The 26,996-nt window shown below is 74.4% G+C and carries 28 protein-coding genes; 15 read left to right on the top strand and 13 right to left on the bottom strand.

Annotated features, from left to right (window positions below; genetic code table 11):
- Nucleotide 1: 1 nt before the first annotated feature.
- The 4 genes from ACYVJ4_RS10005 to ACYVJ4_RS09990 all read right to left on the bottom strand — a co-directional run bounded on the left by ACYVJ4_RS10005 (nt 2) and on the right by ACYVJ4_RS09990 (nt 4,267).
- On the bottom strand, nt 2–1,405 hold the full coding sequence (locus ACYVJ4_RS10005; protein ID WP_460459981.1) for an ABC transporter substrate-binding protein: 1,404 nt from the start codon (nt 1,403–1,405) through the stop codon (nt 2–4).
- A 52-nt stretch (nt 1,406–1,457) separates the two neighbouring features.
- Nucleotides 1,458–2,276 carry a carbohydrate ABC transporter permease gene (locus ACYVJ4_RS10000; protein ID WP_460459980.1) on the bottom strand — a complete coding sequence of 273 codons (819 nt, stop codon included), beginning with the start codon at nt 2,274–2,276 and terminating at the stop codon, nt 1,458–1,460.
- On the bottom strand, nt 2,273–3,226 hold the full coding sequence (locus ACYVJ4_RS09995; RefSeq protein WP_460459979.1) for a carbohydrate ABC transporter permease: 954 nt from the start codon (nt 3,224–3,226) through the stop codon (nt 2,273–2,275). The genes ACYVJ4_RS10000 and ACYVJ4_RS09995 overlap by 4 nt, the downstream gene beginning before the upstream one ends.
- Before the next feature lie 99 nt (nt 3,227–3,325).
- Nucleotides 3,326–4,267: a glycerophosphodiester phosphodiesterase gene (locus tag ACYVJ4_RS09990; RefSeq protein WP_460459978.1), complete on the bottom strand. Its 942-nt coding sequence runs from the start codon at nt 4,265–4,267 to the stop codon at nt 3,326–3,328.
- Between the two features lie 56 nt (nt 4,268–4,323).
- Here ACYVJ4_RS09990 and kynA point away from each other — a divergent pair, with 56 nt between their 5' ends.
- Entirely contained in the window at nt 4,324–5,202 is an 879-nt protein-coding gene (gene kynA / locus ACYVJ4_RS09985; RefSeq protein WP_460459977.1) for a tryptophan 2,3-dioxygenase, read from the top strand.
- Between the two features lie 21 nt (nt 5,203–5,223).
- On the opposite strand, the gene ACYVJ4_RS09980 is transcribed toward kynA, so the two are convergent.
- Both ACYVJ4_RS09980 and folE read right to left on the bottom strand, forming a co-directional pair.
- Nucleotides 5,224–6,462 carry an NAD(P)/FAD-dependent oxidoreductase gene (locus ACYVJ4_RS09980; RefSeq protein WP_460459976.1) on the bottom strand — a complete coding sequence of 413 codons (1,239 nt, stop codon included), beginning with the start codon at nt 6,460–6,462 and terminating at the stop codon, nt 5,224–5,226.
- A complete protein-coding gene (gene folE / locus ACYVJ4_RS09975; RefSeq protein ID WP_460459975.1) occupies nt 6,455–7,081 on the bottom strand; it encodes a GTP cyclohydrolase I FolE in 627 nt (208 codons plus the stop codon). The genes ACYVJ4_RS09980 and folE overlap by 8 nt, the downstream gene beginning before the upstream one ends.
- A gap of 78 nt (nt 7,082–7,159) precedes the next feature.
- On the opposite strand from folE, the gene ACYVJ4_RS09970 reads away from it, so the two are divergent.
- Nucleotides 7,160–7,852 (top strand): helix-turn-helix transcriptional regulator, encoded by a 693-nt coding sequence (locus ACYVJ4_RS09970; RefSeq protein ID WP_460459974.1) that lies wholly within the window; start codon nt 7,160–7,162, stop codon nt 7,850–7,852.
- An 89-nt stretch (nt 7,853–7,941) separates the two neighbouring features.
- The gene (locus ACYVJ4_RS09965) at nt 7,942–9,417 is read left to right on the top strand and encodes a phytoene desaturase family protein (protein ID WP_460459973.1); all 1,476 of its coding nucleotides are present in this window, start codon (nt 7,942–7,944) and stop codon (nt 9,415–9,417) included.
- Between the two features lie 19 nt (nt 9,418–9,436).
- On the opposite strand, the gene ACYVJ4_RS09960 is transcribed toward ACYVJ4_RS09965, so the two are convergent.
- Nucleotides 9,437–11,515 carry an ArnT family glycosyltransferase gene (locus ACYVJ4_RS09960; protein WP_460459972.1) on the bottom strand — a complete coding sequence of 693 codons (2,079 nt, stop codon included), beginning with the start codon at nt 11,513–11,515 and terminating at the stop codon, nt 9,437–9,439.
- Between the two features lie 149 nt (nt 11,516–11,664).
- Between ACYVJ4_RS09960 and ACYVJ4_RS09955 the strand changes: the two genes are divergently transcribed.
- Together ACYVJ4_RS09955 and ACYVJ4_RS09950 are read left to right on the top strand one after the other, a co-directional pair.
- Entirely contained in the window at nt 11,665–12,537 is an 873-nt protein-coding gene (locus ACYVJ4_RS09955) for an FAD:protein FMN transferase (protein ID WP_460459971.1), read from the top strand.
- 1 nt (nt 12,538) lies between these two features.
- The gene (locus ACYVJ4_RS09950) at nt 12,539–13,798 is read left to right on the top strand and encodes a bifunctional glycosyltransferase family 2/GtrA family protein (protein ID WP_460459970.1); all 1,260 of its coding nucleotides are present in this window, start codon (nt 12,539–12,541) and stop codon (nt 13,796–13,798) included.
- Here the strand turns inward: ACYVJ4_RS09950 and ACYVJ4_RS09945 are convergent.
- The gene (locus tag ACYVJ4_RS09945; RefSeq protein WP_460459969.1) at nt 13,753–14,022 is read right to left on the bottom strand and encodes a hypothetical protein; all 270 of its coding nucleotides are present in this window, start codon (nt 14,020–14,022) and stop codon (nt 13,753–13,755) included. The genes ACYVJ4_RS09950 and ACYVJ4_RS09945 overlap by 46 nt on opposite strands.
- A complete protein-coding gene (gene mca / locus ACYVJ4_RS09940; RefSeq protein WP_460459968.1) occupies nt 14,022–14,885 on the bottom strand; it encodes a mycothiol conjugate amidase Mca in 864 nt (287 codons plus the stop codon). The genes ACYVJ4_RS09945 and mca overlap by 1 nt, the downstream gene beginning before the upstream one ends.
- Nucleotides 14,886–14,983: 98 nt before the next feature.
- Here mca and ACYVJ4_RS09935 point away from each other — a divergent pair, with 98 nt between their 5' ends.
- The 3 genes from ACYVJ4_RS09935 (at nt 14,984) to ligD (ending at nt 17,104) form a co-directional block, all read left to right on the top strand.
- Nucleotides 14,984–15,388 (top strand): DUF4307 domain-containing protein, encoded by a 405-nt coding sequence (locus ACYVJ4_RS09935; RefSeq protein WP_460459967.1) that lies wholly within the window; start codon nt 14,984–14,986, stop codon nt 15,386–15,388.
- Between the two features lie 151 nt (nt 15,389–15,539).
- Nucleotides 15,540–16,028 (top strand): transcription elongation factor GreA, encoded by a 489-nt coding sequence (gene greA, locus ACYVJ4_RS09930; RefSeq protein ID WP_460459966.1) that lies wholly within the window; start codon nt 15,540–15,542, stop codon nt 16,026–16,028.
- A gap of 98 nt (nt 16,029–16,126) precedes the next feature.
- On the top strand, nt 16,127–17,104 hold the full coding sequence (gene ligD / locus ACYVJ4_RS09925; protein WP_460459965.1) for a non-homologous end-joining DNA ligase: 978 nt from the start codon (nt 16,127–16,129) through the stop codon (nt 17,102–17,104).
- A 3-nt stretch (nt 17,105–17,107) separates the two neighbouring features.
- Here the strand turns inward: ligD and ACYVJ4_RS09920 are convergent, their stop codons facing one another.
- Together ACYVJ4_RS09920 and ACYVJ4_RS09915 are read right to left on the bottom strand one after the other, a co-directional pair.
- Nucleotides 17,108–17,959 (bottom strand): ABC transporter permease, encoded by an 852-nt coding sequence (locus tag ACYVJ4_RS09920; RefSeq protein WP_460459964.1) that lies wholly within the window; start codon nt 17,957–17,959, stop codon nt 17,108–17,110.
- Complete coding sequence (locus ACYVJ4_RS09915) at nt 17,956–18,942, bottom strand: ATP-binding cassette domain-containing protein (RefSeq protein WP_460459963.1); 987 nt, start codon at nt 18,940–18,942, stop codon at nt 17,956–17,958. The genes ACYVJ4_RS09920 and ACYVJ4_RS09915 overlap by 4 nt, the downstream gene beginning before the upstream one ends.
- A 225-nt stretch (nt 18,943–19,167) precedes the next feature.
- Here ACYVJ4_RS09915 and ACYVJ4_RS09910 point away from each other — a divergent pair, with 225 nt between their 5' ends.
- From ACYVJ4_RS09910 to ACYVJ4_RS09900, 3 genes are read left to right on the top strand one after another with little or no spacing between them, the layout of a single operon-like run.
- Nucleotides 19,168–20,238: a type III polyketide synthase gene (locus ACYVJ4_RS09910; RefSeq protein ID WP_460459962.1), complete on the top strand. Its 1,071-nt coding sequence runs from the start codon at nt 19,168–19,170 to the stop codon at nt 20,236–20,238.
- A gap of 4 nt (nt 20,239–20,242) precedes the next feature.
- Nucleotides 20,243–20,782 carry an isoprenylcysteine carboxyl methyltransferase family protein gene (locus tag ACYVJ4_RS09905; protein WP_460459961.1) on the top strand — a complete coding sequence of 180 codons (540 nt, stop codon included), beginning with the start codon at nt 20,243–20,245 and terminating at the stop codon, nt 20,780–20,782.
- A complete protein-coding gene (locus ACYVJ4_RS09900) occupies nt 20,779–21,801 on the top strand; it encodes an NAD(P)/FAD-dependent oxidoreductase (RefSeq protein ID WP_460459960.1) in 1,023 nt (340 codons plus the stop codon). Before ACYVJ4_RS09905 ends, ACYVJ4_RS09900 begins: the two co-directional genes overlap by 4 nt.
- A 4-nt stretch (nt 21,802–21,805) precedes the next feature.
- Here the strand turns inward: ACYVJ4_RS09900 and ilvA are convergent, their stop codons facing one another.
- Nucleotides 21,806–23,026: a threonine ammonia-lyase gene (ilvA, locus tag ACYVJ4_RS09895; protein WP_460459959.1), complete on the bottom strand. Its 1,221-nt coding sequence runs from the start codon at nt 23,024–23,026 to the stop codon at nt 21,806–21,808.
- Nucleotides 23,027–23,105: 79 nt separating this feature from the next.
- Here ilvA and ACYVJ4_RS09890 point away from each other — a divergent pair, with 79 nt between their 5' ends.
- From ACYVJ4_RS09890 to ACYVJ4_RS09875, 4 genes are all read left to right on the top strand, one after another.
- The gene (locus ACYVJ4_RS09890) at nt 23,106–23,690 is read left to right on the top strand and encodes a GNAT family N-acetyltransferase (protein WP_460459958.1); all 585 of its coding nucleotides are present in this window, start codon (nt 23,106–23,108) and stop codon (nt 23,688–23,690) included.
- A complete protein-coding gene (locus ACYVJ4_RS09885; protein ID WP_460459957.1) occupies nt 23,687–24,370 on the top strand; it encodes an N-acyl homoserine lactonase family protein in 684 nt (227 codons plus the stop codon). The genes ACYVJ4_RS09890 and ACYVJ4_RS09885 overlap by 4 nt, the downstream gene beginning before the upstream one ends.
- A gap of 74 nt (nt 24,371–24,444) precedes the next feature.
- Nucleotides 24,445–24,588, top strand: a complete 144-nt coding sequence (locus tag ACYVJ4_RS09880; protein WP_460459956.1) for a hypothetical protein — start codon at nt 24,445–24,447, stop codon at nt 24,586–24,588.
- An 85-nt stretch (nt 24,589–24,673) separates the two neighbouring features.
- On the top strand, nt 24,674–25,465 hold the full coding sequence (locus ACYVJ4_RS09875) for a PIG-L deacetylase family protein (protein ID WP_460459955.1): 792 nt from the start codon (nt 24,674–24,676) through the stop codon (nt 25,463–25,465).
- Nucleotides 25,466–25,605: 140 nt separating this feature from the next.
- Here ACYVJ4_RS09875 and ACYVJ4_RS09870 read toward each other — a convergent pair.
- The coding region (locus tag ACYVJ4_RS09870; RefSeq protein ID WP_460459954.1) for an alpha/beta hydrolase at nt 25,606–26,996 on the bottom strand (1,391 nt) is incomplete at its 5' end.

Genomic DNA, 26,996 nt, shown 5'->3' with positions numbered 1-26,996 from the left:
GTCAGCTGCCGCCGACCGAGTCGTTGTACTGCTTCAGCACCGGCTCCAGACCCTTCGCGGCGTCGGTCAGGGCCTGCTGCGGCGGCGCCTGGCCGAGGATCGCCTTCTCGAGCCCGTCCTCGGACGCCTTGCGCGACTGCGGCATGGTGCCGAGCGCGCAGCCGGCGGTCGCGGTCGAGGGCTGCTCGGAGTGCAGCACGTCGACGGCGGTCGAGAACTGCGGGTACTTCGCCACCCACGCCTTGTCGGCCGGTAGGTCGAGCGCCTTGGTGCTCACCGGGAAGTACCCGGTGCTCGTGTGCCAGGTCGCCTGCTGCTCGGGGCTGGACGCGAACTTGGCGAACTCCCAGGCGGCACGCTTCTGGGCGTCGGTGTGGCCGGGACCGCTGATCCACAGGCTGGCGCCACCGATGACCGGACCGCCCGAGCTGCTGGCGTCGACCTTGGGGAACGGCGCGGTGGCGAGCTCGAACTTCCCCTGCGCCGCCTCGAGGTAGCCCTTGAGCGCACCGGTCGACTCGAGGTTCATCGCGACCTTGCCGCTCTTGAACGCGGCCTGGGCGTCGTCGGTCTTGCGGCCGGTGTTGGTGGCGTAGCCGGCCTTGACCAGGTCGGCCCACCAGGTGGCGACCTGGGTGCCGGTCGGGCCGTCGAACTGCACCTTGGTGGCCAGGCCCTTGCGGCCGTTGTCCTGGTCGCAGTAGGTGTCGCCGTTCTCGGCCATCAGCTGCTCGAGGAACCAGCCGTAGATGGCGGCGCCGAAGCCGTACTGCGAGACCTGGCTGCCGCTCTTGACCGTGAGCTTCTTGGCGTCGGCCGCGATCTCGTCCAGCGTCTGCGGCGGCTTGGTGGGGTCGAGCCCGGCCTTCTTGAAGGCGTCGACGTTGATGTACAGCAGGGGCAGCGACGAGTTCAGCGGCATCGAGCGCAGCGTGCCGTCGATCGTGTAGTAGTTCGCGATGTTCGGCTCGAGCCCGCCGAGGTCGTAGCCGTCCTTCTTCGCGAGGTCGCCGACCGCCACGGTCTGCTTCGAGTCGACCATGAACCGCGTGCCGATGTCGTAGACCTGCACGAGGTCCGGCGTCTTCTTCTGCTGCACCGACGCCTTGTACTTGGTGATGACGTCGTCATACTCGCCCTGGAAGACGGCGTTGACCTTGATCTTGCCCTCGTGCTCCTTGTTGAACGCCGCGACCATCGCGTTCAGGGCGTCGGCGTTGGTGGCCTTCATGGCGTGCCAGAAGGTGATCGTGGTGACGCCCTTGGCGTTGTCGAGGGCATCGGCACCCGGGGCCGCCGTGCCGCTGCCGTCGCCACCTCCTCCCGACCCGCTGCAGGCGCTGGCGGCGAGCACCAGCGCGGCGAGCCCTGCGACGAGCACGCGGGGGTGTCGGGACCTGCTCATGAGTCCTCCTGGGGTGTGCCGTCGCGTCCCGCGACGGAGGTCTGGCGACCGGTCACCGGGACGACCCGGCGACGAGGCCGCGCACGATGAAGCGCTGGCCGAAGATGACGAGCAGCAGGGTCGGCACCACCGACAGGACCACGCCGGCGAGGATCAGGCCGGGGTCGGCCGCCTCGGCGTTGGACAGCTGGGTGATGCCGATCTGCAGGGTCTGCATGGTCGGCGTGGAGGTGATCAGCAGCGGCCAGAAGTACTGGTTCCACGCCGTCAGGAAGACGTAGACGGCCACGGCCGCCAGCGCGGGCTTCTGCAGGGGCACCAGCACGCGCCACAGGAACCGCAGGTGACCGCAGCCGTCGACCCGGGCCGCGTCGCGCAGCTCGCGCGGGAACTGCAGGAAGGACTGCCGCAGCAGGAAGGTGCCGAAGGCGTTCACCAGGAACGGCAGCACCAGGCCGGGCAGCGTGTTGGCCAGTCCCCACCCGCTGATCAGCAGGTAGTTGGGCAGGATGATCGCCTCCCACGGCACCATGAGGGTGGCGAGGAACAGGCCGAACACCCCTGCGCGCCAACGGAACGGCAGGAACGCGAAGGCGTACGCGGCCAGCACGCTCGTCACCAGCTGGGCCAGCGTGATGAACCCCGCCTGGAGCACCGAGTTGAGGTACTGGCGACCCAGCGGGATGACGTCGAAGACGCCGCGCAGGTTGCCCAGGTGCAGGGAGTGCGGGAAGAGCGAGGGCGGGTACGAGGCCAGGTCGCCCGGACCCATCACCGATCCCACGACCGCGTAGTAGACGGGGAACAGCACGCCCACCGCCGCGACGACCAGCACGACCCAGCCCGCGACACGCCCGACCCGCGCGCTCACGAGTAGTGCACCTTGCGCTCGAGGACGCCGAACTGGACGGCGGTGCAGGCCAGCACGATCAGCAGCAGCACCAGGGCCTGCGCGCTCGCCAGGCCGAAGTTGCTCGACCCGAAGGCGAACGCGTCCTGGTAGATCGAGTAGACGAGGGTGGTGGTCGCGCCGTCCGGCCCGCCCTTGGTCAGGATGTGGATCTGGCCGAAGCTCTGCAGGGCCTGGATCGTCGAGACCACGACCAGGAAGAACAGCTGCGGGCCGAGCAGCGGCACCGTGATCCGCCGCGCCAGCCGCCACCCGGTGGCGCCGTCGAGCCGGGCCGCCTCGAAGACCTCCGGCGAGATCCCGCCGATGCCGGCCGAGAGCACCAGGACGCCGTACCCGAACTGCATCCAGACGGTGGTCACCGCGACGGAGACCAGCGCGATCGACGGATCGGTCAACCAGCCCACCCGGTCGACGCCCAGCTGTCCCAGCACGCCGTTCGCCACGCCGATCGCCGGGTTGTAGATCACCGCGAACACCACGGACGCGCTGGCGGCCGAGAACGCCATGGGGATGGCGAACGCCGACCGGAAGAACCGCGCCGAGCGCACGCGCGCTTCCAGCAGCAGGACGACGGCGAGCGCTCCCAGCACGCCCGGGACCACGGTCAGCAGCGTGAAGGCGAGCGTCGTCAGCAGCACGTGCCGGAAGTCGGGCGAGGCCAGCATCTGCGAGTAGTTGCGCAGCCCGACGAAGGCGCCGGCACCGCCGAAGATGTCGTTGCCGTGCACCGAGAGGTAGACCGAGCGCCCCAGCGGGTAGAAGACGAAGACGCCGAGCCCGACCAACGACGGCAGCAGGAACAGCCAGGCGATCACGGCCTCGCGCCGCGAGCGCGAGCGCACGGACGACGGGCCCGCCGCCGGTGCCTGCGCCGGGAGGGCAGCAGGCGTGGCGGTGCCGGCGCTCATCGTCGAACCCCCTGCACCGGACAACTGCTGTCGAAACAGCACATCTCGGCCATCACCGCCCGAGGCTAGACCACCTCGGCCGCGGCGCGACCTGAGACGTCAGGCGACGCCGGCGGGTGGGTCCGGCCACGTGGCCCAGCCGTACCCGAGCCAGGACGGCGCCCGGTGACGTGCAGGCACCTCGATCCCCCTGCGCTGCAACGCCTCGCGCACCAGGTCAGGGCGGTCGGTGCACACGCCGTCGGCGCCGGCGTCCACCAGCTCGTCGAGCCGGTCGAGGTCGTTGATGGTCCACGGGATCACCGGCAGGTCGCGCTCGTGGGCGACCGCCACCAGCTCGGCCGTGGCCAGCGACCGGCCGGGCGCGACCGCGACCGCGTCCAGCTCGTCGGCCAGCGCCACAAGGTCGTCCGGCCGGACGTCGGGCCCCACGGCGAGTTCAGGGGGCGCGTGGTCCTCGACCCGGCCCACGAGCAGCACCCGCCGCAGCCGCGGGTCGCGGCGCCGCACCTCGTGCAGGACGTCGAGGTCGAACGAGCGCACGGTGCAGCGGTCCAGCGCCCCCTGCGACCGGATCTCGCCCAGCACCCGGTCGACGACGTGCTCGGCGTCCCACCGGGGGTCGCTGTGCCGGGCGCTCTTGATCTCGACGTCGAGCCGGACGTCGTGCGCCTCGAACAGGTCCAGCAGGGCGATGGCCCCGCCCAGCGTGGCCATCCGCTGACCCGGCTCGGAGCGGAAGGCAGGCGCGGGATCGGCGTCGGGGCGGCCGAGGTCGCCGAGGTCGACCTGGCGCAGCTCGGTGAGCGGCAACGACCGCACCGGCACCGGCTCGGCCGCCGAGGGCACCGCCGCCCCGTGCGTCAGGACCACGGCGTCGTCCTCGGTGAGCGCGACGTCGCACTCGACCGAGCTGACGCCGACCTCCAGCGCGCAGGCGATGCCGGCCAGGGTGTTCTCGGGTCGCAGACCGCGCGCACCGCGGTGCCCCTGCACCTCGAACGGCCGCGAGCCGTCCCACCGCCGGGGTGCCGCGCTCACCCGGGGCACGCTAGCGGGACGCTGGTCGCCCGGCGACCGCGGCTACGCTGCGGCGCGTGAGCGACGACACCCAGGACACCTCGCGCAGCGAGCGCGCGCTCGAGGCCGACGTCCGGCGCGACTTCTCGCAGGCGCTCTCGTACGGCGACTACCTCGACCTCGACCGCGTGCTGTCGGCGCAGCACCCGCGCAGCGTGCCCCAGCGTCATGACGAGCTGCTCTTCATCATCCAGCACCAGACGTCCGAGCTGTGGCTCAAGCTGATGCTGCACGAGCTGCGCTCGGCGCGGGCGCTGCTGCGCGAGGACGACCTGCGGCCGGCCCTGAAACGGCTGGCGCGGGTGAAGAACATCCAGGCCACGCTCACCGAGCAGTGGTCGGTGCTGGCGACGCTGACGCCGAGCGAGTACGCGGAGTTCCGCAGCTTCCTGGCGACGTCGAGCGGGTTCCAGTCGTGGCAGTACCGGGCCGTGGAGTTCGTGCTGGGCAACAAGAACGCGGACATGGTCGAGGTCTTCGACCACCACCCCGAGGCCCAGGCGATGCTGCGCGAGCTGCTGCACGAGCCGTCGCTGTACGACGAGTTCTTGGCCTTCCTGCACCGGGCGGGCCACGAGGTGCCGGCGACGCTGCTGGACCGCGACTGGGCGCAGCCGTACCGGTTCACGCCCGAGCTGGTGCCGACGTTCACCCGCATCTACGAGCACTCGCACGAGCACTGGATGGCGTACGAGGCCTGCGAGGAGCTCATCGACGTCGAGGACAACTTCCAGCTCTGGCGGTTCCGGCACCTGCGCACCGTCGAGCGCATCATCGGCTCCAAGCGCGGCACCGGCGGCTCGAGCGGCGTGCCGTTCCTGCGCCGCGCGCTCGAGCTGACGTTCTTCCCCGAGCTCTACGCCGTGCGCGGCGAGATCCAGGACGTCGAGGGCTGACCTTCGTCGCGCCCGGACGGGTCAGACGTCGGCGAGGGGGACGTCGACGTCCTGGAACCGCGCCACGTCGAGGGCAGACCCGTTGCGCACCAACGCCTTCACCGCGTCGCCGTCGTCCCACTGGTTGACGTGCATCGCCGCGGTGACCTGGCCCGCGTCGTCCAGCCACGCCGCCACGAAGCCGGGGTCGCCGGACAGCTCGCCGCGGACGACGAGCCGCTCGGTGCGCGGGTCGGCGTGCCCGTGGTACTCCATGCCCAGGTCGTACTGGTCGGTGAAGAAGTACGGCAGCTCGTCGAAGGTGTCGTCGCCGCCGAGCATCGCCGCGGCGGCGACCGGCGGCTGGTTCAGCGCCGAGGCCCAGTGCTCGACCCGCACGCGCCGGCCGTCCAGCGCGGTGTGCGGCACGCTCGCGACGTCGCCGCACGCGTACACGTCCGGGTCGGACGTGCGCAGGTGCTCGTCGACCACCACGCCGTCGTCGACGTCCAGGCCGGCCTGCTCGGCGAGCCCGGTGCGGGGCACGACCCCGATGCCGACGAGCACGACGTCGGCAGGCACCTCGCCGTCGTCCAGGCGCACGACGAGCCCGTCGCCGCTCTCGACCACGTCCTGCACCGACACGCGGGTCCGGACGTCGACGCCGTGGTCGCGGTGCTCACGGGCGAAGACCTCGGCGACCTCCGGCCCCAAGACCCGTTGCAGCGGGACCGAATCCATCTCGACCACGGTGACCTGGGCGCCCGCCAGGCGGGCCGCGGCGGCGGCCTCCAGCCCGATCCAGCCGCCGCCCACCACGACCAGCCGGACGTCGGGCCGCAGCCACGATCCCAGCCGCTCGGAGTCGTCGAGGGTGCGCAGCGACAGCACGCGCTCGGCGTGCGCCGCGTCGAGATGGGGCGTGGCGAGCCGCCGGGGCTCGGAGCCCGTGGCCAGCAGCAGCTTCGCGTAGGGGACGACCCGCCCGGACGCCGTCACGACCTCGTGCGCGCCGACGTCCAGCCGCTCGACCGGGTCGCCGAGCACGAGCTCGACCTGGTGCTCGTCGTACCACTGCGGCTCGTGGACGAAGACCGAGCTGCGCTCGGCCTTGCCCAGCAGCAGGTCCTTCGACAGCGGCGGCCGCTCGTAGGGTTGGTGCCCCTCGGCCGACACGAGCACGAGCGGTCCGTCGTACCCCTTGTCGCGCAGGGCTTCTACCGCCTTGCCCCCGGCCAGTCCCCCACCGACCACCACGAACGGGTGCGTCTCGTCAGCCATGTGCTCCTCCAGGTGCAGCGGGTGTCGTGCCCATCGTCAGGGCCAGGAACTCCGACCGCGAGCGGGCGTCGTCGCGCAAGGTGCCGAGCAGCGCGGACGTCGTGGTGGTCGAGCCGACCGCTCGCACGCCGCGCAACGTCATGCAGCTGTGCTCGGCCTGGACGACGACCCCCACGCCGCGCGGGCCGAGGTGCTCGTCGAGCCAACGGGCCACCTGCTGGGTCAGCCGCTCCTGCACCTGCGGACGCCGCGACACCATCTCGACGACGCGGGCGAACTTCGACAGGCCCAGCACGCGCTCGCCCGGCAGGTAGCCGACGTGCGCGACGCCGACGAACGGCAGCAGGTGGTGCTCGCACAGCGACTGCACCGGGATCGAGCGCACCAGCACCAGCTCGTCGTAGCCCTCGTCGTTGTCGAACGTCGTCAGCTCGAACGGCCGAGCCGTGAGCATCTCGGCGTAGGCGTCGACCAGGCGGCGCGGGGTGTCGAGCACGGCGGGCGCGTCGACGGGCAGGCCGAGGGCGACCATCAGCTGGCGCGCGGCCCGTTCCGCGGCCGGACGGTCGACGGCCGGGGCGGGCGGCTCGACCCGGCGCACGAGCGCGGTGGCGGACATCGGGCTCCGATCTGTAAAAGAGACTATGCTGGACGTTAGGCGCCGCCCCGCCGTCCGTCAACGCCCTCCGGAGGACTCGTGCCCGACCAGCTCGCCCGCCAGGCCGCGGGTGTGGGCCTGCTCGCCGACCCGGTTCGGCGGGCCCTGTACGACCACGTCTGCGCCCAGCCCGAGCCGGTGGGCCGGGTGGCCGCCGCCGAGGCCGTGGGCGTGGCCGAGCACACCGCGAAGTTCCACCTCGACCGCCTGGTGGCCGAGGGCCTGCTGATCACCGAGTTCCGCCGCCTCAGCGGCCGCACCGGCCCCGGCGCCGGGCGCCCGGCCAAGCTCTACCGGCGCTCGGACCTCCAGGTCGACCTCACGCTCCCCCGCCGCCGCTACGAGCTGCTGGGCCGCCTGCTCGCCCGCGCCGTCGCGCGCGCCGGGGCCGAGCAGCGGCCGGTGGCGGACGTCGTCCGCGCCGTCGCGCGCGAGACCGGGGTGCGGCTCGGCAGCCAGGTCCGCCCGGTCGCGCCACCGTCCGACGAGCTCGACGCCGTGGCCGACGCAGTCGCAGAGCAGGGCTACGAGCCGACCCGCGAGCCCGACGTCGTGCGGCTGGCCAACTGCCCCTTCCACGCCGCCGTCGAAGAGGACCGCGACCTGGTGTGCGGGCTCAACCTCGCGCTGCTGGACGGCGTGGTCGAGGGGCTCGGCTGCCTGCGGGTCGCGGCCCGGCTCGACCCCGGCCCGGACCGCTGCTGCGTCGCCGTCGTCCGGCACGGCGGCTGACCCACGACGCCGCGGACGCGACGCCGCAGGCGCGCGCCTATGCTCGCCGGTGGCCCCACCCGAGGCCGCAGCCGACCCGAGGAGCGCGCGTGGACGACGCCGTCGACGCCGTGGTGGTCGGCGCCGGCCCGAACGGCCTGGCCGCGGCCGTCGTGCTCGTCGCCGCGGGTCTGCAGGTCGAGGTGGTCGAGGCCGCCCCCACGATCGGCGGCGGTGCCCGCACGGCCGAGCTCACCCTCCCCGGCTTCCGGCACGACGTCTGCTCCGCGGTGCACCCGATGGGGGTCGCGTCGCCGTTCTTCCGCGCGTTCGACCTGGCCAAGCACGGCGTCGAGATGCTGCAGCCCGAGGTGGCGTTCGCCCAGCCGCTCGACGGGGGCCGGGCCGGTCTGGCCTGGCGCGACCTGGACCGCACGGTCGAGGGCCTCGGCGTCGACGGCCCCGCCTGGCGCTCGCTCGTCGGCCCGCTGGCCCGCCGCTGGGAGGAGGTCGTCGGGCTGCTGCTGTCGGACTTCCGCCGCCCGCCGCTGCACGTCGGCACCCTGCTGCGGCTCGGCCCCAGGGTGCTCGAGCAGGGCGGCCCGGGCTGGAACCGGCGCTTCCGCGAGGACGTCGCCCCGGCCCTGCTCACCGGCGTCAGCGCCCACGCCATCGCTCCGCCGAGATCGCTCGCGCCCGCCGGCGCCGGCCTGCTGCTCGGCTCTCTCGCGCACGGCGTGGGCTGGCCGGTGCCGCGCGGCGGCAGCCAGGCGATCGTCGACGCCCTGGCCGCCGTGGTCGAGGCCGGCGGCGGACGGCTGCGCACCGGCCGCACGGTCACCTCGCTGGCCGAGCTGCCCCCCGCGCGCGCGGTGCTGCTCGACGTCAGCCCGCGCGGCCTGCTCGAGCTCGCCCGCGGGTCGCTGCCGTCGGGCTACGCGGCCTGGCTGCGCCGGTTCCGCTACGGCGGGGCCGTCTGCAAGGTGGACTTCGCGCTGAGCGCCCCGGTGCCGTGGGCGGCCGAGGGGTGCGAGCTGGCCGGCACCCTGCACCTCGGCGGCACCCGCGAGGAGATCGTGGCGACCGAGGCGGACGTCGCCGCCGGCCGGATGCCCGACCGGCCGTACGTCCTCGCCGCGCAACCCGGCGTCGTCGACCCGACGCGAGCGCCGGCCGGCCACCACACGCTGTGGACCTACGCGCACGTCCCGAACGGCTCGACGCACGACGTCGGCGAGCAGGTGACCGCGCAGGTCGAGCGGTTCGCGCCCGGCTTCCGCGACGTCGTCCTGCATCGATCCGTCATGACGGCGGCGCAGGAGGCGGAGCACAACGCCAACTACGTCGGCGGCGACATCGCGTCGGGCGCGACGACGCCGTGGCAGATGGTCATGCGCCCGGTGCCGCGCTGGGACCCGTACCGCACGCCGATCGAGGGCACCTACCTGTGCTCGGCCTCGACGCCGCCCGGCCCCGCCGTCCACGGCATGGCCGGGCTGCACGCCGCCCGCCGCGCGCTGCGCCAGGTGTTCGGCGACCAGCGCGACCCGCTCGACCTCGTGCGCGCCCTGCCCGCCCCCGCCTGACCGCCGCGCCGTCCACCGCTCAGGTGGTGGACGCCGACCCGGTGCCGCCGCTCAGGTCGTACACCGTGGTGCCGCCGACGGTAGTGGCGGTGAAGTTCGCGGCCACCCAGGCGGCGATCTCGGACGACGCCGAGCTGCCGCCCGACGAGCCGCCACCGGGTCCGCCGAAGCCGCCACCGCCGCCGCTGCCGACGAAGTAGTGGACCCGGCCCTCGGCCACGTATGCCTGGAACTGCGCGAGCGTCGGCGACGGGTCGCTCCCGTTGAAGCCGCCGACCGCCATCACCGGCACCTCGCTGCCGAGCTGCAGCCCGGCCGCCGTCTGCGACCCCACGGCGGCGGCGGCCCAGGTGTAGGACGACGCGTCCTGCTGCAGCGCCGACACCAGGTCGGCGCTCGGCGTGCTCGAGCTCAGCAGCCCACCCATCCCGCCGCGCGCCCCGCCCGGCATCGCGGGCGCCCCGTTCTGGGTGCCGTTCTGGGTGCCGTTCTGGGACTGCCCGGGCGGGCCGCCGAAGCCACCTCGCCCGGCCCCCGGTCCACCGCCACCCGGACCGCCGCCCATCCCGCCCGTGCCGCCCGAGACCTGCGGCCCGGCGGTGATGATCGAGCCGGTGTGGGGGGTCGTCACGGTGTTGAGCGTCCAGCCGACCGGACCGAGCAGCGCCGCGAGCAGCGACGCGACGACGATGCCGGTGCGCGCCGCGCGCGGCACCCAGGCGACGGCGAGCATCCCCGCGCCACCGGCCAGCCCGAGCACCAGCACCACCCAGCGCAGCCACGGGTGCCAGCCCTCGGCGTGGCCGAGCAGCACCCACGACCAGACCGCGGTCAGCGCGACCAGCGCGCCCAGCACCACGGCCCACAGGCCGTCGCGGCGGCGCTGCCACAGCTCGACCGCGCCGAGCCCGACGAGCGCACCGATCGCCGGCGCCAGCGCCACCGTGTAGTACACGTGGAAGATCCCCTGCATCAGGCTGAAGGTCAGCGCGGTGACGACCAACCAGCCGCCCCACAGGGCGAACGACGCGCGGCGGACGTCGGTGCGCGGCGTCCGGGCGCGGGCCACGAGTCCGACCACCAGCAGCGCCAGCGCAGTCGGCAGCAGCCATCCCGCCTGCCCGCCGTTCTCGCCGGTGAGCAGCCGGGTGAGACCCGTGGTGCCCCAGCCGCCGTTGCCGCCGACGCTGCCGGTCTCGTCGCCGCTCAACCGCCCCAGGCCGTTGTAGCCCAGCGCCAGCTCGAGCACGCTGTTGCTCTGCGAACCGCCGATGTACGGCCGCGTGGACGCCGGCACCAGGGTCACGACGGCGACCCACCAGCCACCCGCGACGACGAGCGCGACGGCCGCCGCCCCCAGCTGCACCAACCGGCGCCGCACGGGCGTCGGCGCGCACACCAGGTAGACCAGCGCGAGGGCTGGCACCACGAGCAGCGCCTGCAGCATCTTGGTCATGAAGCCGCAGCCCACGAGCGCCGCGGCCAGGACGATCCAGCGGGTGCTTGCCCGCTCGAGCGCCCGCACCGTCGCGTACGCGGCCGCCGTGAGCAGCAGCACCAGCAGCGCGTCCGGGTTGTTGAAGCGGAACATCAGCGCCGCCACCGGCGTCGTCGCCGCGACCGCCGCCGCGAGCAGGCCCGCGGCCGGCGTCGAGACGCGGCGCACGGTCGAGTGCACCAACCCCGCCGTGGCGACGCCCATCAGCGCCTGCGGCACCAGGATGCTCCACGAGCTGAGGCCGAACGCCTTGACCGACAACGCCATGACCCACAACGCCATCGGGGTCTTGTCGACCGTGATCGAGCTCGCCGCGTCGGACGCGCCGAAGAACATCGCCTTCCAGGACTGCGAGCCGGCCTGCGCCGCCGCCGAGTAGAAGGCGTTGCCCCAGCCCGAGTCACCGAGCTGCCAGAGGTAGAGCACGCCCGTGACGGCGAGCAGCGCGATCAGCGAGGGGCGCACCCAGGCGGGGTCGTCGGGGCGGCCGCGCACGGCGCGCGCCAGCCGGCCGGACGACGTCCCGCCGCGGGACGGGGGCGGCGGGCCGGACGACGGGGTCGCCGGCTCCTGGTCGAGGGTCGTGGCGCTGAGGGACATGGTGGCCTCCGGGACGGTGGATCGGTCGACGACCACCGTGGCGGCCCCAGGTGGGCGGATCCGGAGCGGTTCCTGGACGTCGGCTGGGACCTGCGGCGCGGTCGGCGCCTTCCCAGCCGACGTCCAGCCGCAGCAGGTCGCGGCCCCAGGTGAGCGCCCCACGGTGGTGCCTGTCGTCGTCCACCCCCGACCTGGAGGTCACCATGCTCGCCACCCGTCGTCCCCAGCAGAGCCGGCTCGAGAGCTGGGGCGTCCTCGGCGACGTCGTCGTCGACGACCCGGCCGCCCTCGCCCCCGCGACGCAGATCGCGCGACGCCACCTCGACGCCCTCGCCCGCGCCGCCCACCGCGCACTGCCGCAGGCCGAGGTGCACCGGTTGCCCTGCGCCGCAGGCGAACCCGTCGCGGTCAGCCCGCTGCTCGCACGGGTGATCGGCGCGGCCCTGAAGTCGGCCGCGCGCACCGACGGCCTCGTCGACCCGACCGTCGCGACGCCGCGCCGTGCCGCGGGCCGCCCCGGCCAGCAGGCCAAGGGCTGGCTGCCGGTGTGCGGGTCGTCCGGCGACGCGCGCCCCGTCATCGGCTGGCAGCGCGTGCGCCTCGACGGCTCGCGCGTCAGCGTCCCCGGCGGCACCACGCTCGACCTGCGCGCGTCGGCGCTCGCGGTCGGCCTGGACGACGTCGCGCTCGTCGCGGCCCAGCTGACCGGCGCGGACGTCGTCGTGCGCCTCGGCGGCCGCACCGCCCGGCTCGGCCACGGCCAGGTCGCCACGGACCCGCGGCACGTCGTCGACCCGCGCACCGGAAGGCCGGCGCCGTCGACGTGGTCGCTCGTCGAGGTCAGCGCCCCGACCTGCCGCCGGGCCGGCGAGCTGGCGGTCGACGCCGCGGTGCTGGGCGCGCACGCCGCCGACTGGCTCGAGCAGCGCGGGGCCGATGCCCGGCTCACCGCGGCCGACGGGTCCGTCGTCCGGGTGGGGCGCTTCGAGCCGGTGCCCGCCCGCGCGCCGCAGGCGGCGTGAGATGACCGCCGTGGTCGAGCCCCGCCCGCCGGTCGACCCGGCGGCCGGCGGGCGCGGACGCACCGCGCTCGTCGAGGTGGTGGTCCCGGTCTTCGACGAGGAGCACGTGCTCGAGGCGTCTGTCCGTCGGCTGCACGAGCACCTCTCGCACGAGCTGCCGTACCGGTTCCGGATCACGATCGCCGACAACGCGAGCACCGACCGCACGCTGGAGGTCGCGCGATCCCTGGCCGCCGAGCTGCCCGGCGTGGAGGTGGTGCACCTCGACGAGAAGGGCCGCGGCCGAGCCCTCGCCGCGGTGTGGTCGGCGTCCGACGCGGACGTCCTGGCCTACACCGACGTCGACCTGTCGACCGACCTCGCGGCGCTGCTGCCCCTGGTGGCACCGCTCGTGTCCGGTCACTCCGACCTGGCGATCGGCAGCCGACTCAGCCGTTCGTCCCGGGTGCTGCGCGGCCCGCGGCGCGAGCTGATCTCGCGCTCGTACAACCTGATCCTCCGAGGCACCTTGCAGGCGACGTTCAGCGACGCGCAGTGCGGCTTCAAGGCGATCCGTCGCGACGTCGCCGCCCAGCTGCTGCCGCTCGTCGAGGACACCGGCTGGTTCTTCGACACCGAGCTGCTGGTGCTGGCCGAGCGGTCGGGCCTGCGCATCCACGAGGTGCCGGTCGACTGGGTCGACGACCCGGACAGCCGGGTCGACGTCGTCCGGACGGCGGTCGAGGACCTGCGCGGCGTGGCCCGGCTGGCCCGGTCGCTGGCCACCGGTCGCCTGCCGCTGGCGTACGTGCGCCAGCAGCTGGGGCGCGGGCCGCTCGAGCCCGAGGGGCGGACAGGCCTGGCGACGCACGCCGTGCGGTTCGCGGCGGTCGGGCTGCTCAGCACGCTCGCCTACGCGCTGCTCTACCTGGCGCTCCGTCCCGTCGCCGGCGCACAGGGGGCGAACCTGCTGGCGCTGCTCGTGACCGCCGTCGGCAACACCGCGGCCAACCGGCGCTTCACCTTCGGGGTGAGCGGGCGCGACGGGGCGGTGCGGCACCAGGCGCAGGGCCTGCTGGTGTTCGCGCTGGGCCTGGCCGTCACCAGCGGCTCGCTGGCGGGCCTGCACGTGCTGGTGCCGGACCCCGGGCGGGTCGTCGAGCTGGGCGTGCTGGTGGCGGCCAACGCGGTCGCGACGGTCCTGCGCTTCGCGCTGATGCGGGCCTGGGTGTTCGGTCAGCCGCGGGCGGTGCCGTCGGTGCCGTCGTCGTCCGGCGCCTGAGGCGGCGCGGGGGACTGCTCGGCGGCCAGCCGCTGCTCCTCGCGGAACTTCATCCGGCGCAGCCGGCCGGTCATGTTGCGCAGCAGCAGCCAGGTGGCGATGGCCAGCAGGAACACCACGAGGAAGCCGAGCACGCCCGGCGTGACCGAGCTGGGGTCGGGCTCGACCGGTGCGGGAGACGGGGCCGTGGTGGTCGTGGTGGTGGTGGTGGTCGTGGTGAGCATCAGACCTCGATCCCGGCGAACAGGTCGTCCTCGGGCACGTGCACCTCGACGTGCGAGTGGGCGAGCTCGAAGTCCTCGGTCGGCCAGAGCCGGCGCTGCATGTCGAGCGGCACGGCGAACCACGTGCCGTCCGGGTCGACCTGGGTGGCGTGCGCGAGCAGGGCGGCGTCGCGCTGCTCGAAGAAGTCGCTGCACGGCACCCGGGTGGTGATCGGGCGCTCGGCCCGCTCGTCCCAGCTCTTGATCCACTCGGTGTAGGGCGACTCGTGGCCCTCGGCCTGCAGCGCCTCGTGGAAGGTCAGCACGCGCTGCCGGCTCAGGGTCTGGTTGTAGTAGAGCTTGCTGGGCTGCCAGGGCTCGCCGGCGTGCGGGTAGCGCTCGGGGTCGCCGGCCGCGTGGTAGGCCTCGACCGACACCTCGTGGCAGCGGATGTGGTCGGGGTGCGGGTAGCCGCCGTTCTCGTCGTACGTCGTCATCACGTGCGGGCGGAAGCTGCGCACCAGGCGGACCAGCGGCTCGCTGGCCGTCTCGAGCGGCTCGAGCGCGAAGCACCCCTCGGGCAGCGGCGGCAGCGGGTCGCCCTCGGGCAGGCCGGAGTCCACGAAGCCCAGCCAGGTGTGCTGCACCCCCAGCGCCGCGACGGCCGCGGCCATCTCGCGCCGGCGGTACTCCGCCATGTCGCGCGTCACCTCGGGGTCGTCCTGCAGCCGCGGGTTCAGCACGTCGCCGCGCTCGCCGCCGGTGCACGTCACGACCAGCACCTCGACGCCCTTGCTGACGTAGTAGGCGCTGGTCGCCGCGCCCTTGCTGGACTCGTCGTCCGGGTGGGCGTGCACGGCCATCAGCCGCAACGGCTCGCTCACGTGGGCTCCTGGTCTGGTCGTCGTCCTGGTGCGCGATGATCCTCTCAGGGTCGGGCCGCAGCCGGTGCGCCGACCACCCCGCCAGCCCGAGGACCTCCGTGACCCAGCCCCCGACCGCGCCGCCGCCCGGTCGCTACGGCCAGCCGCCGTCAGCGTCGCGCCGGCGCGCGCTGCTGCTGGTCGGGGGTGTCGCGGTCGCGGTCGCCCTCGCCTGGGTCGTGTGGGCCGGGCTGGGCCAGGCGCAGGCCGACGTGCGCTGGTCGGACGTCGGGTTCGAGATCCAGGGCGACACCGGCGTGGCGGTCACCTACGACGTCGGCAAGGACCCCGGGCGCACCGCGGTCTGCAGCCTGCGCGCGCTCGACCGCAACAAGACCGCGGTGGGCATCGCCGAGGTGCGCGTCGGCCCGGCGTCCCAGCGCGTGACCCGCCGCACCGACGTCGTCCGGACGTCGGCGCAGGCCGTCACGGGCGTCGTCCGCGAGTGCCACCTGGCTCCCTGAGCGGGGGCGTGCGGACGCCGCTCTTGGTATCCTGTTCGCTTCCCCTCGTGACATCAGGCCCCGAGACCGGGGCCTGATGTCGTTCCGCGTGCAGGCGCTCCTGCGGCGCGGCGACGACCACGAGACGACGTTCCACTGCAAGGAGACACCCGTGACCGACACCACCGCCGACGTCACCTGGCTGACCCAGGAGGCGTACGACCGGCTCAAGTCCGAGCTGGACCACCTCGCCGGTGAGGGTCGCACCGAGATCGCCAAGAAGATCGAGGCGGCCCGCGAGGAGGGCGACCTGCGCGAGAACGGCGGCTACCACGCCGCCAAGGAGGAGCAGGGCAAGCAGGAGGCCCGCATCCGCCAGCTCACGCAGCTGCTCGAGAACGCCCACGTCGGGGCCGCGCCCGCTGACGACGGCGTCGTCGAGCCGGGCATGGTCGTCACCGTGGAGCTCGCCGGCGACGAGATGGTCTTCCTGCTCGGCAGCCGCGAGGTCTCCGACGACTCGCTCGACGTCTACAGCGAGAAGTCGCCGCTGGGTGCCGCGATCAACGGCAAGAAGGTCGGCGACAGCGCGTCCTACACCGCGCCCAACGGCAACGAGGTGCCGGTCAAGGTCCTCGCCGCCAAGCCGTACACCGGCTGAGCCCCCCGACGTCCCGGACGCCTCCCCGCACCACCGCGGGGAGGCGTCCTGCGTCGCAGGGTCCTGCGCCTGAGGGTGCTGCGCCGTAGGGTCGGCGCATGGCGACGGCGAAGACGCCCCCGGTGGAGCTCGAGGTCGAGGGCCGCACGGTGCGGCTGAGCAGCCCCGACCGCGTGTACTTCCCGGCCACCGGCGCGACCAAGCTCGACCTCGCGCAGTACTACCTGTCGGTCGGCGACGGCATCGTGCGCGCGCTGCGCGAGCGGCCCTGCATGACCCACCGGTTCCCCGACGGGCTGGCCGGCGAGAAGGTGCACCAGAAGCGGCTGCCGCACGGCGCCCCGCCCTGGGTCGAGACCGTGCGCGTGCGCTTCCCCCGCTACAACCGCACCGCCGACGAGCTGTGCGTCACCGAGCTGGGTAGCGTGATCTGGTCGGTGCAGATGTCGGCCGTCGAGTTCCACCCGTGGAACAGCCGGCGCGCCGACACCGAGAAGCCCGACGAGTGGCGCATCGACCTCGACCCGATGCCGGACTGCGACTTCGCCACCGTGCGCCGGGTGGCGCACGTCGCGCACGAGGTGCTGGACGAGCTGGGCGCAGTCGGCTGGCCCAAGACCTCCGGCGGCCACGGGCTGCACGTCTACGTGCGGATCGAGCCCCGGTGGGGGTTCGCCGACGTGCGCCGGGCGGCGCTGGCCTTCGCGCGCGAGGTCGAGCGCCGCGCCCCGGACGACGTCACCACCACCTGGTGGCGCAAGGACCGCGACCCGGCCAAGCTCTTCGTCGACTACAACCAGAACGCGCGCGACCACACCATCGCGAGCGCCTACTCGGTGCGCGGGGTGCCCGAGGCGACCGTGTCGACGCCGATCCGGTGGGACGAGGTGGACGACGTCGAGCCGCGCGACTGCACCATCGCGACGGTGCCCACGCGCTTCGCCGAGCTCGGCGACCTGCACGCGGGCATCGACGACGCGGTGTTCTCGATCGAGCCGCTGCTGGAGTGGGCCGACCGGGACGAGCGCGAGGGCGCCGAGGACCCGGGCGTGCCGGACGAGTCCGGCACGCCCTAGGTCTCAGCGGCTGGCGGCGCGGCTGTACTGCCGGGTCGCCAGGGGGACGAACACGATCAGGATGCCCGCGATCCACAGCAGCGAGTAGAGCGTCGCGTGCTGCAGCGACCAGTAGTCGGGCGTCTGCACGCTGGCGGGGATGTTGCCGAACCAGTCGCGGCAGGCCTGGGTGACGGCCGACAGCGGGTTCCACGCCGCGAAGGTCTTGAGCACCCCCGGCAGCGTCTCGAGCGGCACGAAGGTGTTGGCGATGAACGTGACCGGGAAGATGACGACGAACGAGGCGTTGTTGACCACCTCGGGGCTCGGGGCCAGCAGCCCGACGTACGCCATGATCCAGCTGAACGCGTAGGCCCACAGCAGCAGCAGCGCGAACCCGATGACGGCGTCCAGGAACGAGTTGCGGATCCGCCAGCCGACCACCAGGCCGGTCAGCGACATCACGACCACCACGAGCAGGTTGTTGGCGACGTCGCTCACGGTGCGGCCGATGAGCACGGCCGACCGCGACATCGGCAGCGACCGGAAGCGGTCGATGATGCCCTTCTTCATGTCGTCGGCCAGGCCGGCGCCGGTCAGGGTGGCGCCGAAGGTGACGGTCTGGGTGAAGATCCCCGCGATGAGGAACTCCTTGTAGTTGCTGCCCTTCACGTCGATCGCGCCGCCGAAGACGTACGCGAACAGCAGCACGAACATGATCGGCTGCAGCGTCGTGAAGACCAGCAGGTCGGGCACCCGCTTGATCTTGATCAGGTTGCGCTTGGCGACGACCATGCCGTCGCTGAGGGCGGACAGCGCCCCCGAGGTCGGCGCGGTCGGCTCGTGGGTCGTCGGGCTCGCGGTCGTCGTCGTCATCGGGCTGCCACCGTCTCGTCGGAGGTCGTCGGGTCGTCGTCGGCCTCGGCCGCGTGGCCGGTGAGGCTCAGGAACACGTCGTCCAGGGTCGGACGACGCAGGGCCACGTCGCTGACCGCCACCTGGTCGCCGTCCAGCAGGCGCAGGGCCTCGACCAGGCTGGCGGTGCCGGTGGAGACCGGGACGCTGACCCGGCGGGTGTGCTCGTCGGTGCTGGGGTCGCCGGAGGCGATCGAGCTGAGCAGCTCGCGCGCCCGGCCGAGCTGCGCGGCGTCGGCCACCACGATCTCGAGCCGCTCGCCGCCGACCTGGCTCTTGAGCTGGTCGGCGGTGCCCTCGGCGATGATCGTGCCGCGGTCGACCACGACGATGTTGTGCGCCAGGTGCTCGGCCTCCTCCATGTACTGCGTGGTCAGCAGCAGCGACGTGCCGCCGGACACGAGGTCCTTGATCACGTCCCACATGTCGCTGCGGCCGCGCGGGTCGAGCCCGGTGGTCGGCTCGTCGAGGAACAGCACGGCTGGGTCGGCCACGAGCGCGCCGGCCAGGTCGAGCCGGCGCCGCATGCCGCCGGAGTAGGTCTTGGCCGCGCGGTCGGCGGCGTCGTCGAGCCGGAACAGCTCGAGCAGCTCGCGGGCGCGAGCGGCCGAGCGCTTGCGCCCCAGGTGGTACAGCCGCCCGATCATGTCGAGGTTCTCGTACCCCGAGAGGTACTCGTCGACCGCGGCGTACTGGCCCGACAGCCCGATCCGCCGCCGCACCTCGCGCGGGTCGGCGAGGACGTCGACGCCCGCCACCTCGGCGCGGCCGGCGTCCGGCTGGAGCAACGTCGTGAGCACCCGCACCGTGGTGGTCTTGCCCGCCCCGTTGGGGCCGAGCACCCCCAGCACGCTGCCGGTGGGCACCGCGAGGCTGAGCCCGTCGAGGGCGGTCACCTCGCCGTACCGCTTGACCAGTCCTTCTGCGACCACTGCGTCCGTCATGGCGCGACCCTCCCAGGGACTACCGACAGCGAGCGGGGCCGAGCGCCCCCGGCGCGGGGTCCGCCCCCCGTCGCCGCGATCAAGATATATCGCGAGTGGTGATCATCGTCAAAGGCTTTCGGCGTCATGCCGGGGTAGACCGGGAGCCGGCCGCGAACTCATCGCCGATCGGGGCAGGGCGACCCAGCGGGTGCTGCGCGGTGGCCGGGCTCCTACGCTCCGGGGATGAGTCGAATCGCCGCGGTGCAGCCGGTGCTGGCCGACCACCGCTACCGGCAGGACGACATCACCGAGGTGTTCGCCCAGGCCTGCCTGGGCGACCGGCAGGGCCACGAGGTGGTGCGCCGGCTGCACGCGAGCGCCCAGGTGCGCAGCCGCAACCTCGCGCTGCCGCTCGAGCGCTACCGCGACCTGGGCGGGTTCGGGGCGGCCAACGACGTCTTCGTCGAGGTCGGCAGCCGGCTGGCGGTGCGAGCGGTCACCGGAGCGCTCGAGGCGGCCGGCCTGCGCCCCGAGGACGTCGACCTGGTCGTCTCGACGACCGTGACCGGCTTGGCGGCGCCGTCGCTCGAGGCCCGGGTCGCCGCCGAGATCGGGCTGCGCGAGGACGTGCGCCGGGTGCCGGTGTTCGGCCTCGGCTGCGTCGCCGGCGCCGTGGGGATCGCCCGCGTGCACGACTACCTGCTCGGCCACCCCGACCACGTGGCGGTGCTGCTGTCGGTCGAGCTCTGCTCGCTGACGCTGCAGCGCGACGACGTCTCGACCGCCAACCTGGTGGCCAGCGGCCTGTTCGGCGACGGCGCGGCCGCCGTGGTGCTGGTCGGGGCCGACCGCGAGCCGCCGTCCAGCACGACCTGGTCCGGCCCCGAGGTCGTCGACTCCCGCAGCCACCTCTACCCCGGCACCGAGCGCACCATGGGCTGGGACGTCGGCGGCGGAGGCCTCAAGGTCGTGCTCAGCGCCGACGTCCCGCAGCTGGTGCGCCAGCACCTGGGCGACGACGTGCGCACGCTGCTGGCCGCGCACGACCTCGCCGTCGAGGACGTCGCGGGCTGGGTCTCGCACCCCGGTGGCCCCAAGGTGATCGAGGCGATCCAGGAGGTGCTCGGCCTCGGCCCGGAGGCGCTGGAGCTCACCTGGGCCTCGCTGGCCGAGGTGGGCAACCTGTCGTCGTCCTCGGTGCTGCACGTCCTGCACGACACGATGACCAAGCGCAGCTTCGAGCCCGGCTCGCCCGGCGTCCTGATGGCCATGGGCCCGGGGTTCTGCTCCGAGACCGTGCTGCTGCGGTGGTGACCCCGTGACGACGTCGCAGGCGCTGTTCCTGGTGCTCGTGCTGCTCGTGGGCGTCGAGCGGCTCGCCGAGCTGCGGGTGGCGCGGCGCAACGCGGCCTGGAGCGCGCAGCACGGCGGGGTCGAGCGCGGCGCGGGGCACTACCCGGTGATGGTGGTGCTGCACACCGGTCTGCTCGTCGGGGCGCTGGTCGAGGTGCTGGTCGCCGACCGCCCGTTCCACGCCGCGCTGGGCTGGCCGGCGCTGGCGCTCGTCGTCGGGTCGCAGGCCCTGCGGTGGTGGTGCATCCGCACCCTGGGGCCGCGCTGGAACACCCGGATCATCGTCGTCCCGGGCCTCGCGCCCGTGCGCACCGGGCCGTACGCCCGGCTGCCGCACCCGAACTACGTCGCGGTCGTGGTCGAGGGGTTCGCGCTCCCGCTCGTGCACACGGCCTGGGTCACCGCGCTGGTCTTCACCGTGTGCAACGCGGTGCTGCTGACGGTGCGGGTGCGCGCCGAGGACGCCGCCCTGGCCGAGGCGTCGGCCGCCCCGGGCAGCGCGTGATCGACGTCCTGGTCGCCGGCGGCGGACCGGTCGGCCTGGCCACGGCCGTGCTGGCCGCCCGCGCCGGGCTGGACGTCGAGGTGGTCGAACCGCGGTCCGCGCCGGTCGACAAGGCCTGCGGCGAGGGGCTCATGCCCGGTGCGGCGACCGTCGTCCGCGACCTGGTCGGGGCGGTCGACGGCCACGACATCACCGGGATCCGCTACCTCGACGGCACCGGCCGGACGGCGGACGCGCCGTTCCGCGGGACGCCCGGCCGGGGGGTGCGGCGCACGGTGCTGCACGAGGCGCTGCACGAGGCGGCGCTCGCGGCCGGGGTGCGGCTCGTCACGGGTCGCGTCGAGCAGGTGACGCAGGGGACGTCGTCCGTGCGCGCGGGCGACCGCATCGCGCGCTACCTGGTCGCGGCCGACGGGCTGCACTCGCCGCTGCGGCGCGAGCTCGGCCTGGAGCAGCCGGACCGCTCGGCGCCGCGCTGGGGGCTGCGGCAGCACGTCGCCGTCCAGCCGTGGACCGACCGCGTCGAGGTGCACTGGGCCGCGGACGCCGAGGCCTACGTGACCCCGGTGGGCGACGACCTCGTGGGGGTGGCCGTCCTGACCGGGCACCGCGCGTCGTTCGACGAGCAGCTGGCCCAGTTCCCGGCACTGCGGCACCGGCTGGCCGGTGCCCCTCCTGCGAGCGACGTGCGCGGCGCCGGCCCGCTGCGGCAGCGGGTCCGCGCCCGGGTCGCCGGCCGCGTCCTGCTGGTGGGCGACGCCGCCGGGTACGTCGACGCGCTCACCGGCGAAGGACTGGCCGTGGGGCTGCAGGCGGCGCAGCGGCTCGTCGCCTGCCTGCTGCGCGACGAGCCCGCCGGGTACGAGCGGGAGTGGCGCCGGGTCACCCGGCGCTCGCGCTGGATCACCGCGGGCCTGCTGGCGGCCCGACGGCAGTCCTGGCTCGCGCCGCACGTCGTGCCGGCGGCGGCCTCGCTGCCGCGGGTGTTCACCGCCGCGGTCGGGCAGCTCGCCCGCTGACCCGCTAGCCGAAGATCAGCGGGTAACCGGCCTCGCGCAGGCGCGCCAGCACGGCGTCGCAGTGGTCGGCGCCCTTGGTCTCGAGCTGCAGGGCGATCTCGACCTCGTCGACGTGCAGCTGAGCACCGGTGCGGACGTGCTCGATCTCGAGCACGTTGGCGTCGGCCTCGGCCAGGACGGCGAGCAGCGCGGCGAGCGAGCCCGGGCTGTCGGGCACGCGCAACCGGAACTGCAGGTACCGGCCGGCCGCGGCCATGCCGTGCCGCAGCACGCGCAGCAGCAGCAGCGGGTCGATGTTGCCGCCCGACAGCACCACGGCCACCGGCGGCTCGAACACGCCCGGGTCGGCGAGCATCGCCGCGACACCGGCGGCCCCGGCCGGCTCGACCACGAGCTTGGCCCGCTCGACGAGGAACAGCAGCGCCTTCGACAGCGCCTCCTCGCTCACGGTGGTGATGTCGTCGACCAGCGCGTCGACGAGGGCGAACGGCACCTCGCCGGGGCAGCCCACCGCGATGCCGTCGGCCATGGTCGTCATGCGGGCGAGCGGCACCGGCTGACCGGCGGCCAACGAGCCCGGGTAGGCCGCCGCCTCCTCGGCCTGGACGCCGACGACCCGGACGTCGGGCCGATGGGCCTTGACCGCCGTGGCGATGCCGGCGAGCAGCCCGCCGCCGCCGGTGCACACCACGACGGTGCGCACCTCGGGGCACTCCTCGAGGATCTCCAGGCCGACGGTGCCCTGGCCGCTGACGATGTCGACGTGGTCGAACGGGTGGATCAGCACCGCACCGGTCTCCTGGGCGAAGCGCTTGGCCTCGACCAGCGCGTCGTCGACCGTCAGGCCGGTGAGCTCGACGTGCGCGCCGTACCCGCGGGTGGCGAGCAGCTTGGGGATCGGCGCGCCGGTGGGCATGAAGACGGTCGAGCGCAGGCCGAGCAGCTGGGCCGCGAGCGCCACGCCCTGGGCGTGGTTGCCCGCGCTGGCCGCGACGACGCCGCGGGCCTTCTCGTCGTCCGAGAGCCGGGCCATGCGCGTGTAGGCGCCGCGGATCTTGAAGCTGCCGGCGCGCTGCAGGTTCTCGCACTTGAGGAACACCGGGCCGCCGACGCGGTCGGACAGCGCGCGGCTGAACTCCATCGGGGTGGGGCGCACCACGCCCTCGAGCACCTCGCGGGCGGCCCGCACGTCGTCCAGGGTCACGGGCAGCGTCGTCGGTGCCATGCGCGCGAGTGTGCCAGAGCGCGAGAACGGGTCCGCGCGGGCCCGTGGCGGGGTGGACGGCGGTGCCAGACTCGGGCGCATGGACGTGCGGCTCGAGCCCTGGCAGCCCGACGACACCGACGCGCTGGTGGACTTCCTCACCGGTGACACGTGGCCGTTCCACGCCGCGCCCGTGGTCGACGGCGCGTTGGTGCGCGAGCGCGCTGCGGGCGGGTACTACCTCGGCCCGGCGACGCAGACCCTGTGGGTCATCGCGGCGGACGACGAGGTCGCGGACGACCGGGCCGGGCTGGTGCGGCTGTTCGACCTGGAGGACCCGACGCCCGTCTTCGACCTGCGGGTGCGCGAGCCGTGGCGCGGGCGCGGCGTGGGCACGCAGGCGCTGCGGGCCCTGACGGCGCACGCGTTCGGCGAGCGGCCGGCGGCCCTGCGGGTCGAGGGCACGACGCGGGCCGACAACGGCGCGATGCGGACGGTCTTCGAGCGGTGCGGCTACGTGCAGGAGGCGCACTACCGGGACGGCTGGCCGGACGCCGACGGCGGTGCGGTGCACGACGCCGTCGGGTACGCGGTGCTGCGTCGCGACCACGAGTCCGGCCGGACGACGCCGGTGCGCTGGCCCGGCGGACCGGGTGGGACGCCGCACGGCCGGGCGCGGCCGTGAGGATCGACCGGCTGCGGCTGGCGACGTTCCTGCGGCCGGGGAGCGAGACGGTCGACGGCCTCGACCGGGCCGAGGTCGTGCTGGCCTACCTGGTGCACCACCCGGACGGGCTGGTGCTGCTCGACACCGGCATGGGCTCGCACCCCGACGTCGACGAGCACTACCGGCCGCGCCGTCGCGACCTGCGCGAGGCGCTGGGCGCGACCGGTACCGCGCTGGACGACGTCCGGCTGGTCGTGAACTGCCACCTGCACTTCGACCACTGCGGCGGCAACCCGCTGCTCGCCGGCACCCCGGTCGTCGCGCAGCGGCGCGAGCTCGAGCTGGCGCACCAGACCGACTACACGCTGCCCGAGCTCGTCGACCACGACGGCGTCCGGTACGAGCTGCTGGACGGCGGCGCCGAGCTGCTGCCCGGGCTGCGGGTGCTGGCGACTCCGGGACACACGGCCGGGCACCAGTCGCTGGCGGTGCGCACGTCCGACGGCACGGTGGTGCTGGCCGGGCAGGCGCTCGACCACGCGAGCGACCTCACGGCTGCGGTGCTCGCGCGCGAGCTGCACGGGTCGGGCGCCGACGGCCCGTTGCCCGCGTACCCGTCGTGGCTGGACGACGTCCTGGCGCTCGACCCGCGCCGCGTGGTGTTCGCGCACGACGAGGCGGTCTGGGAGCCGTCCTGACGTCAGCGCGCACGGCGGGCGGGGCGTACTGTCGGGACACGGAGCCATCAAGGCTTCCGACCAGGGAGCAGGCCATGGCCGACAAGTCCCCACGACAGCACCTCAGCAAGAAGGCGGGCAAGTCCCTCAAGGAGAAGCGGGCCGACAAGCACGCCAAGAGCGACGCCAAGAACGCCCAGCACGTCGAGAACATCCCGAGCAGCGGCAAGAAGCGCTGACCGTCGCCGTGCCGCGTGCGCCTGCGCGGCACGGCGCACCGCGACACCCGTTGTGCCGCAACGGCCTGGGTGCCATTCTCGCTCGATGGGCACCAACCGCAGGCTGATGGTCGTCGTCGCCCACCCGGACGACGACGCCTACGGCATGTCGGGCACGATCGCGCTGCACGGCGACGACCCGGGCTTCCGGTTCGTGCTTGTGCACGCCACCGACGGCGGCGCCGGGGACATCGCCCCCGGCTTCCCGGCCACGCGCGAGACGCTCGGGTCGGTCCGACGCGTCGAGTGCGAGAACGCCTGGCGCGCACAGGGTCGGGTGCCCGACCGCCACGTCTGGCTCGACCTGGACGACGGGCACGTCGTCGACGAGCCGTTCGACGCGCTGGTCGACCGGCTGGCGGCGCTCATGGTCGAGGAGCAGCCGGACGTCGTCGGCACCTTCGGCCCGGACGGCATCACCGGCCACCCCGACCACATCACGATCGGCGCGGCGGCCGACGCGGCGTTCCACCGGTGCCGGGAGGCCGGGCTGGCCGGCTTCCGGCGGCTGGTGCACGGCGCCATGCCGCAGTCGGTGTTCGAGCGCTGGAACGGGGTACGGTCGCGGCAGGGACTGGCGCCGTGGGACCCGGAGGCGGTCTACCACCTGAGGGGCGTGCCGGACGACGAGCTCGGCATCACCGTCGACTGCAGCGCGGTGGCGGAGCGGATCGTCGCCGGGCTGCGCGAGCACCGCAGCCAGCTGCACGTCATCACCGACGACCCCGACGACACCCGCGTCTGGTCGCGCCGCGTGTCGCGCGAGCACTACGTGCTGGCCTGGCCGCCGCGCGAGCCCGGCACACCCCGCCTGACCGACGTCTTCGACGACCTCTGATCCCGGCTAGCCGTCACAGGGGCTGGGCCAGCGCCTCGACCGCCCCGTGCCGAACGGGATCGCTACCGGGATCGATACCGAGAACTGGCTGCGATGGCCACCACCTCGCGGTAGCCATCACGGCAGCCATGCACGCCGACCTACGGGGACGACACGGGCGGCCGGTAGCCGGGGTCGTCCCACGGGCTGCGGTCGACGACGTACCGCGGCGGCACCAGGTGCACGCCGTCCGGGTCCAGACGCACGTGCGCGGGCTCGAGGTGGCTCGACCAGCGCGACGGCTCGAGCACCTCGACCGGCCGCCCCTGCACCACCGCCAGCAGGTTGCGCCACGCCGTGCTGCCCGGCGTCCACATGGCGCTGTGACCGCTGACCGGACGGCCGTCGTCGTGCACCCCGACGTCGAGCCGCACCACGCCGGGGAAGAGGTCGGGGTCGGGTCCGAGCCCGACCTGGTGCGGGTCGCCCGCGAGGTGCGGCAGCACCGCCCCGGCGACCGGCGCGGCGGCGGCCACGGGCGGCGGCGTCATTGCCCGCCAGCGAGCGGACGCGTCGTCCAGGTCGTGCCCCTGGGCGAGCCGGATCGGGTCGTCGTACGCCGTCATCGACAGGTGCCGCACGACGTGCGGGCTGAGCGCACCGTCAGCGCCGGTGGCGGTCCCGGCGGCCGGCGGCAGGTAGGTCCCTGCCCCGGCCACGTGCACCACGCGGTCGGCGACCATGCCGTGCGCCTCCGCCGAGCCCACCACCGCGGCGCCGTAGCTGTGGCCGAGCACGGTCAGGTCGGCGGCCGCCGGCACCGACAGCCGCATCCCCTCGACGTCGGCCGCGAGCCGGGGACCAGCCGCGTCCGCCGCGTCGCGGTAGGCCGCCGCGACCACGTGCTCGCGCAACGGCAGCACGCCGTCGTCGAACGGCTGGTCGGGGAAGTCCGAGCCCTGCCACACGACCATCGCGACCGACGGGTCGGCGGCCGCGAACGCCGACGCGCGCGCCAGGGTGCCGGGGTAGCGCCGCAGGTCCGACCCGGTGCCGGGCACCAGGACGCCGAGGTGCCGGGCACTCGCCGCGTCGCCCACGAGCTCGACCACCTGGCCGTCGCCCCGCGGGTCGAACGACAACAGCTGGTGGCGGTGCCGTCGCTCGCGGCCGTCCGGTCCGCGCAGCACGACCGATCCGTCCAGCCACTCCCGGCGCTGGGTGACCTGGCGCACCACCGCCGCGCGTGCCGCCCCGGGCGGCAGCGCGCCCTGCGCCCGCAGCAACCGGTCGAGGTCGGCGGCCACCAGCACCCGGCTGGCCGACACCCGCGCCCCCACCGGCGCCGACGGGGCCGACGTCACGAGCGACGGCCGCAGCAGGGCGAGCAGCCGCAGGCGTCCCGGTCCGAGGGCCACCAGGGCGTCGTGCGCCCGGCGCTGGTTCGCGAGGCACGCCGGTCGACCGCCGAGCCCGGGAGCGCGCGAGGCCAGCACCAGCGCGGCGAGCCCGCCGACGTCCGGGCCGGGCAGCGGCGCACCGGCCGCCTCCG

It is taken from the genome of Angustibacter peucedani (assembly GCF_054779595.1).
This window is presented reverse-complemented; position numbering and strand designations above follow the sequence as displayed.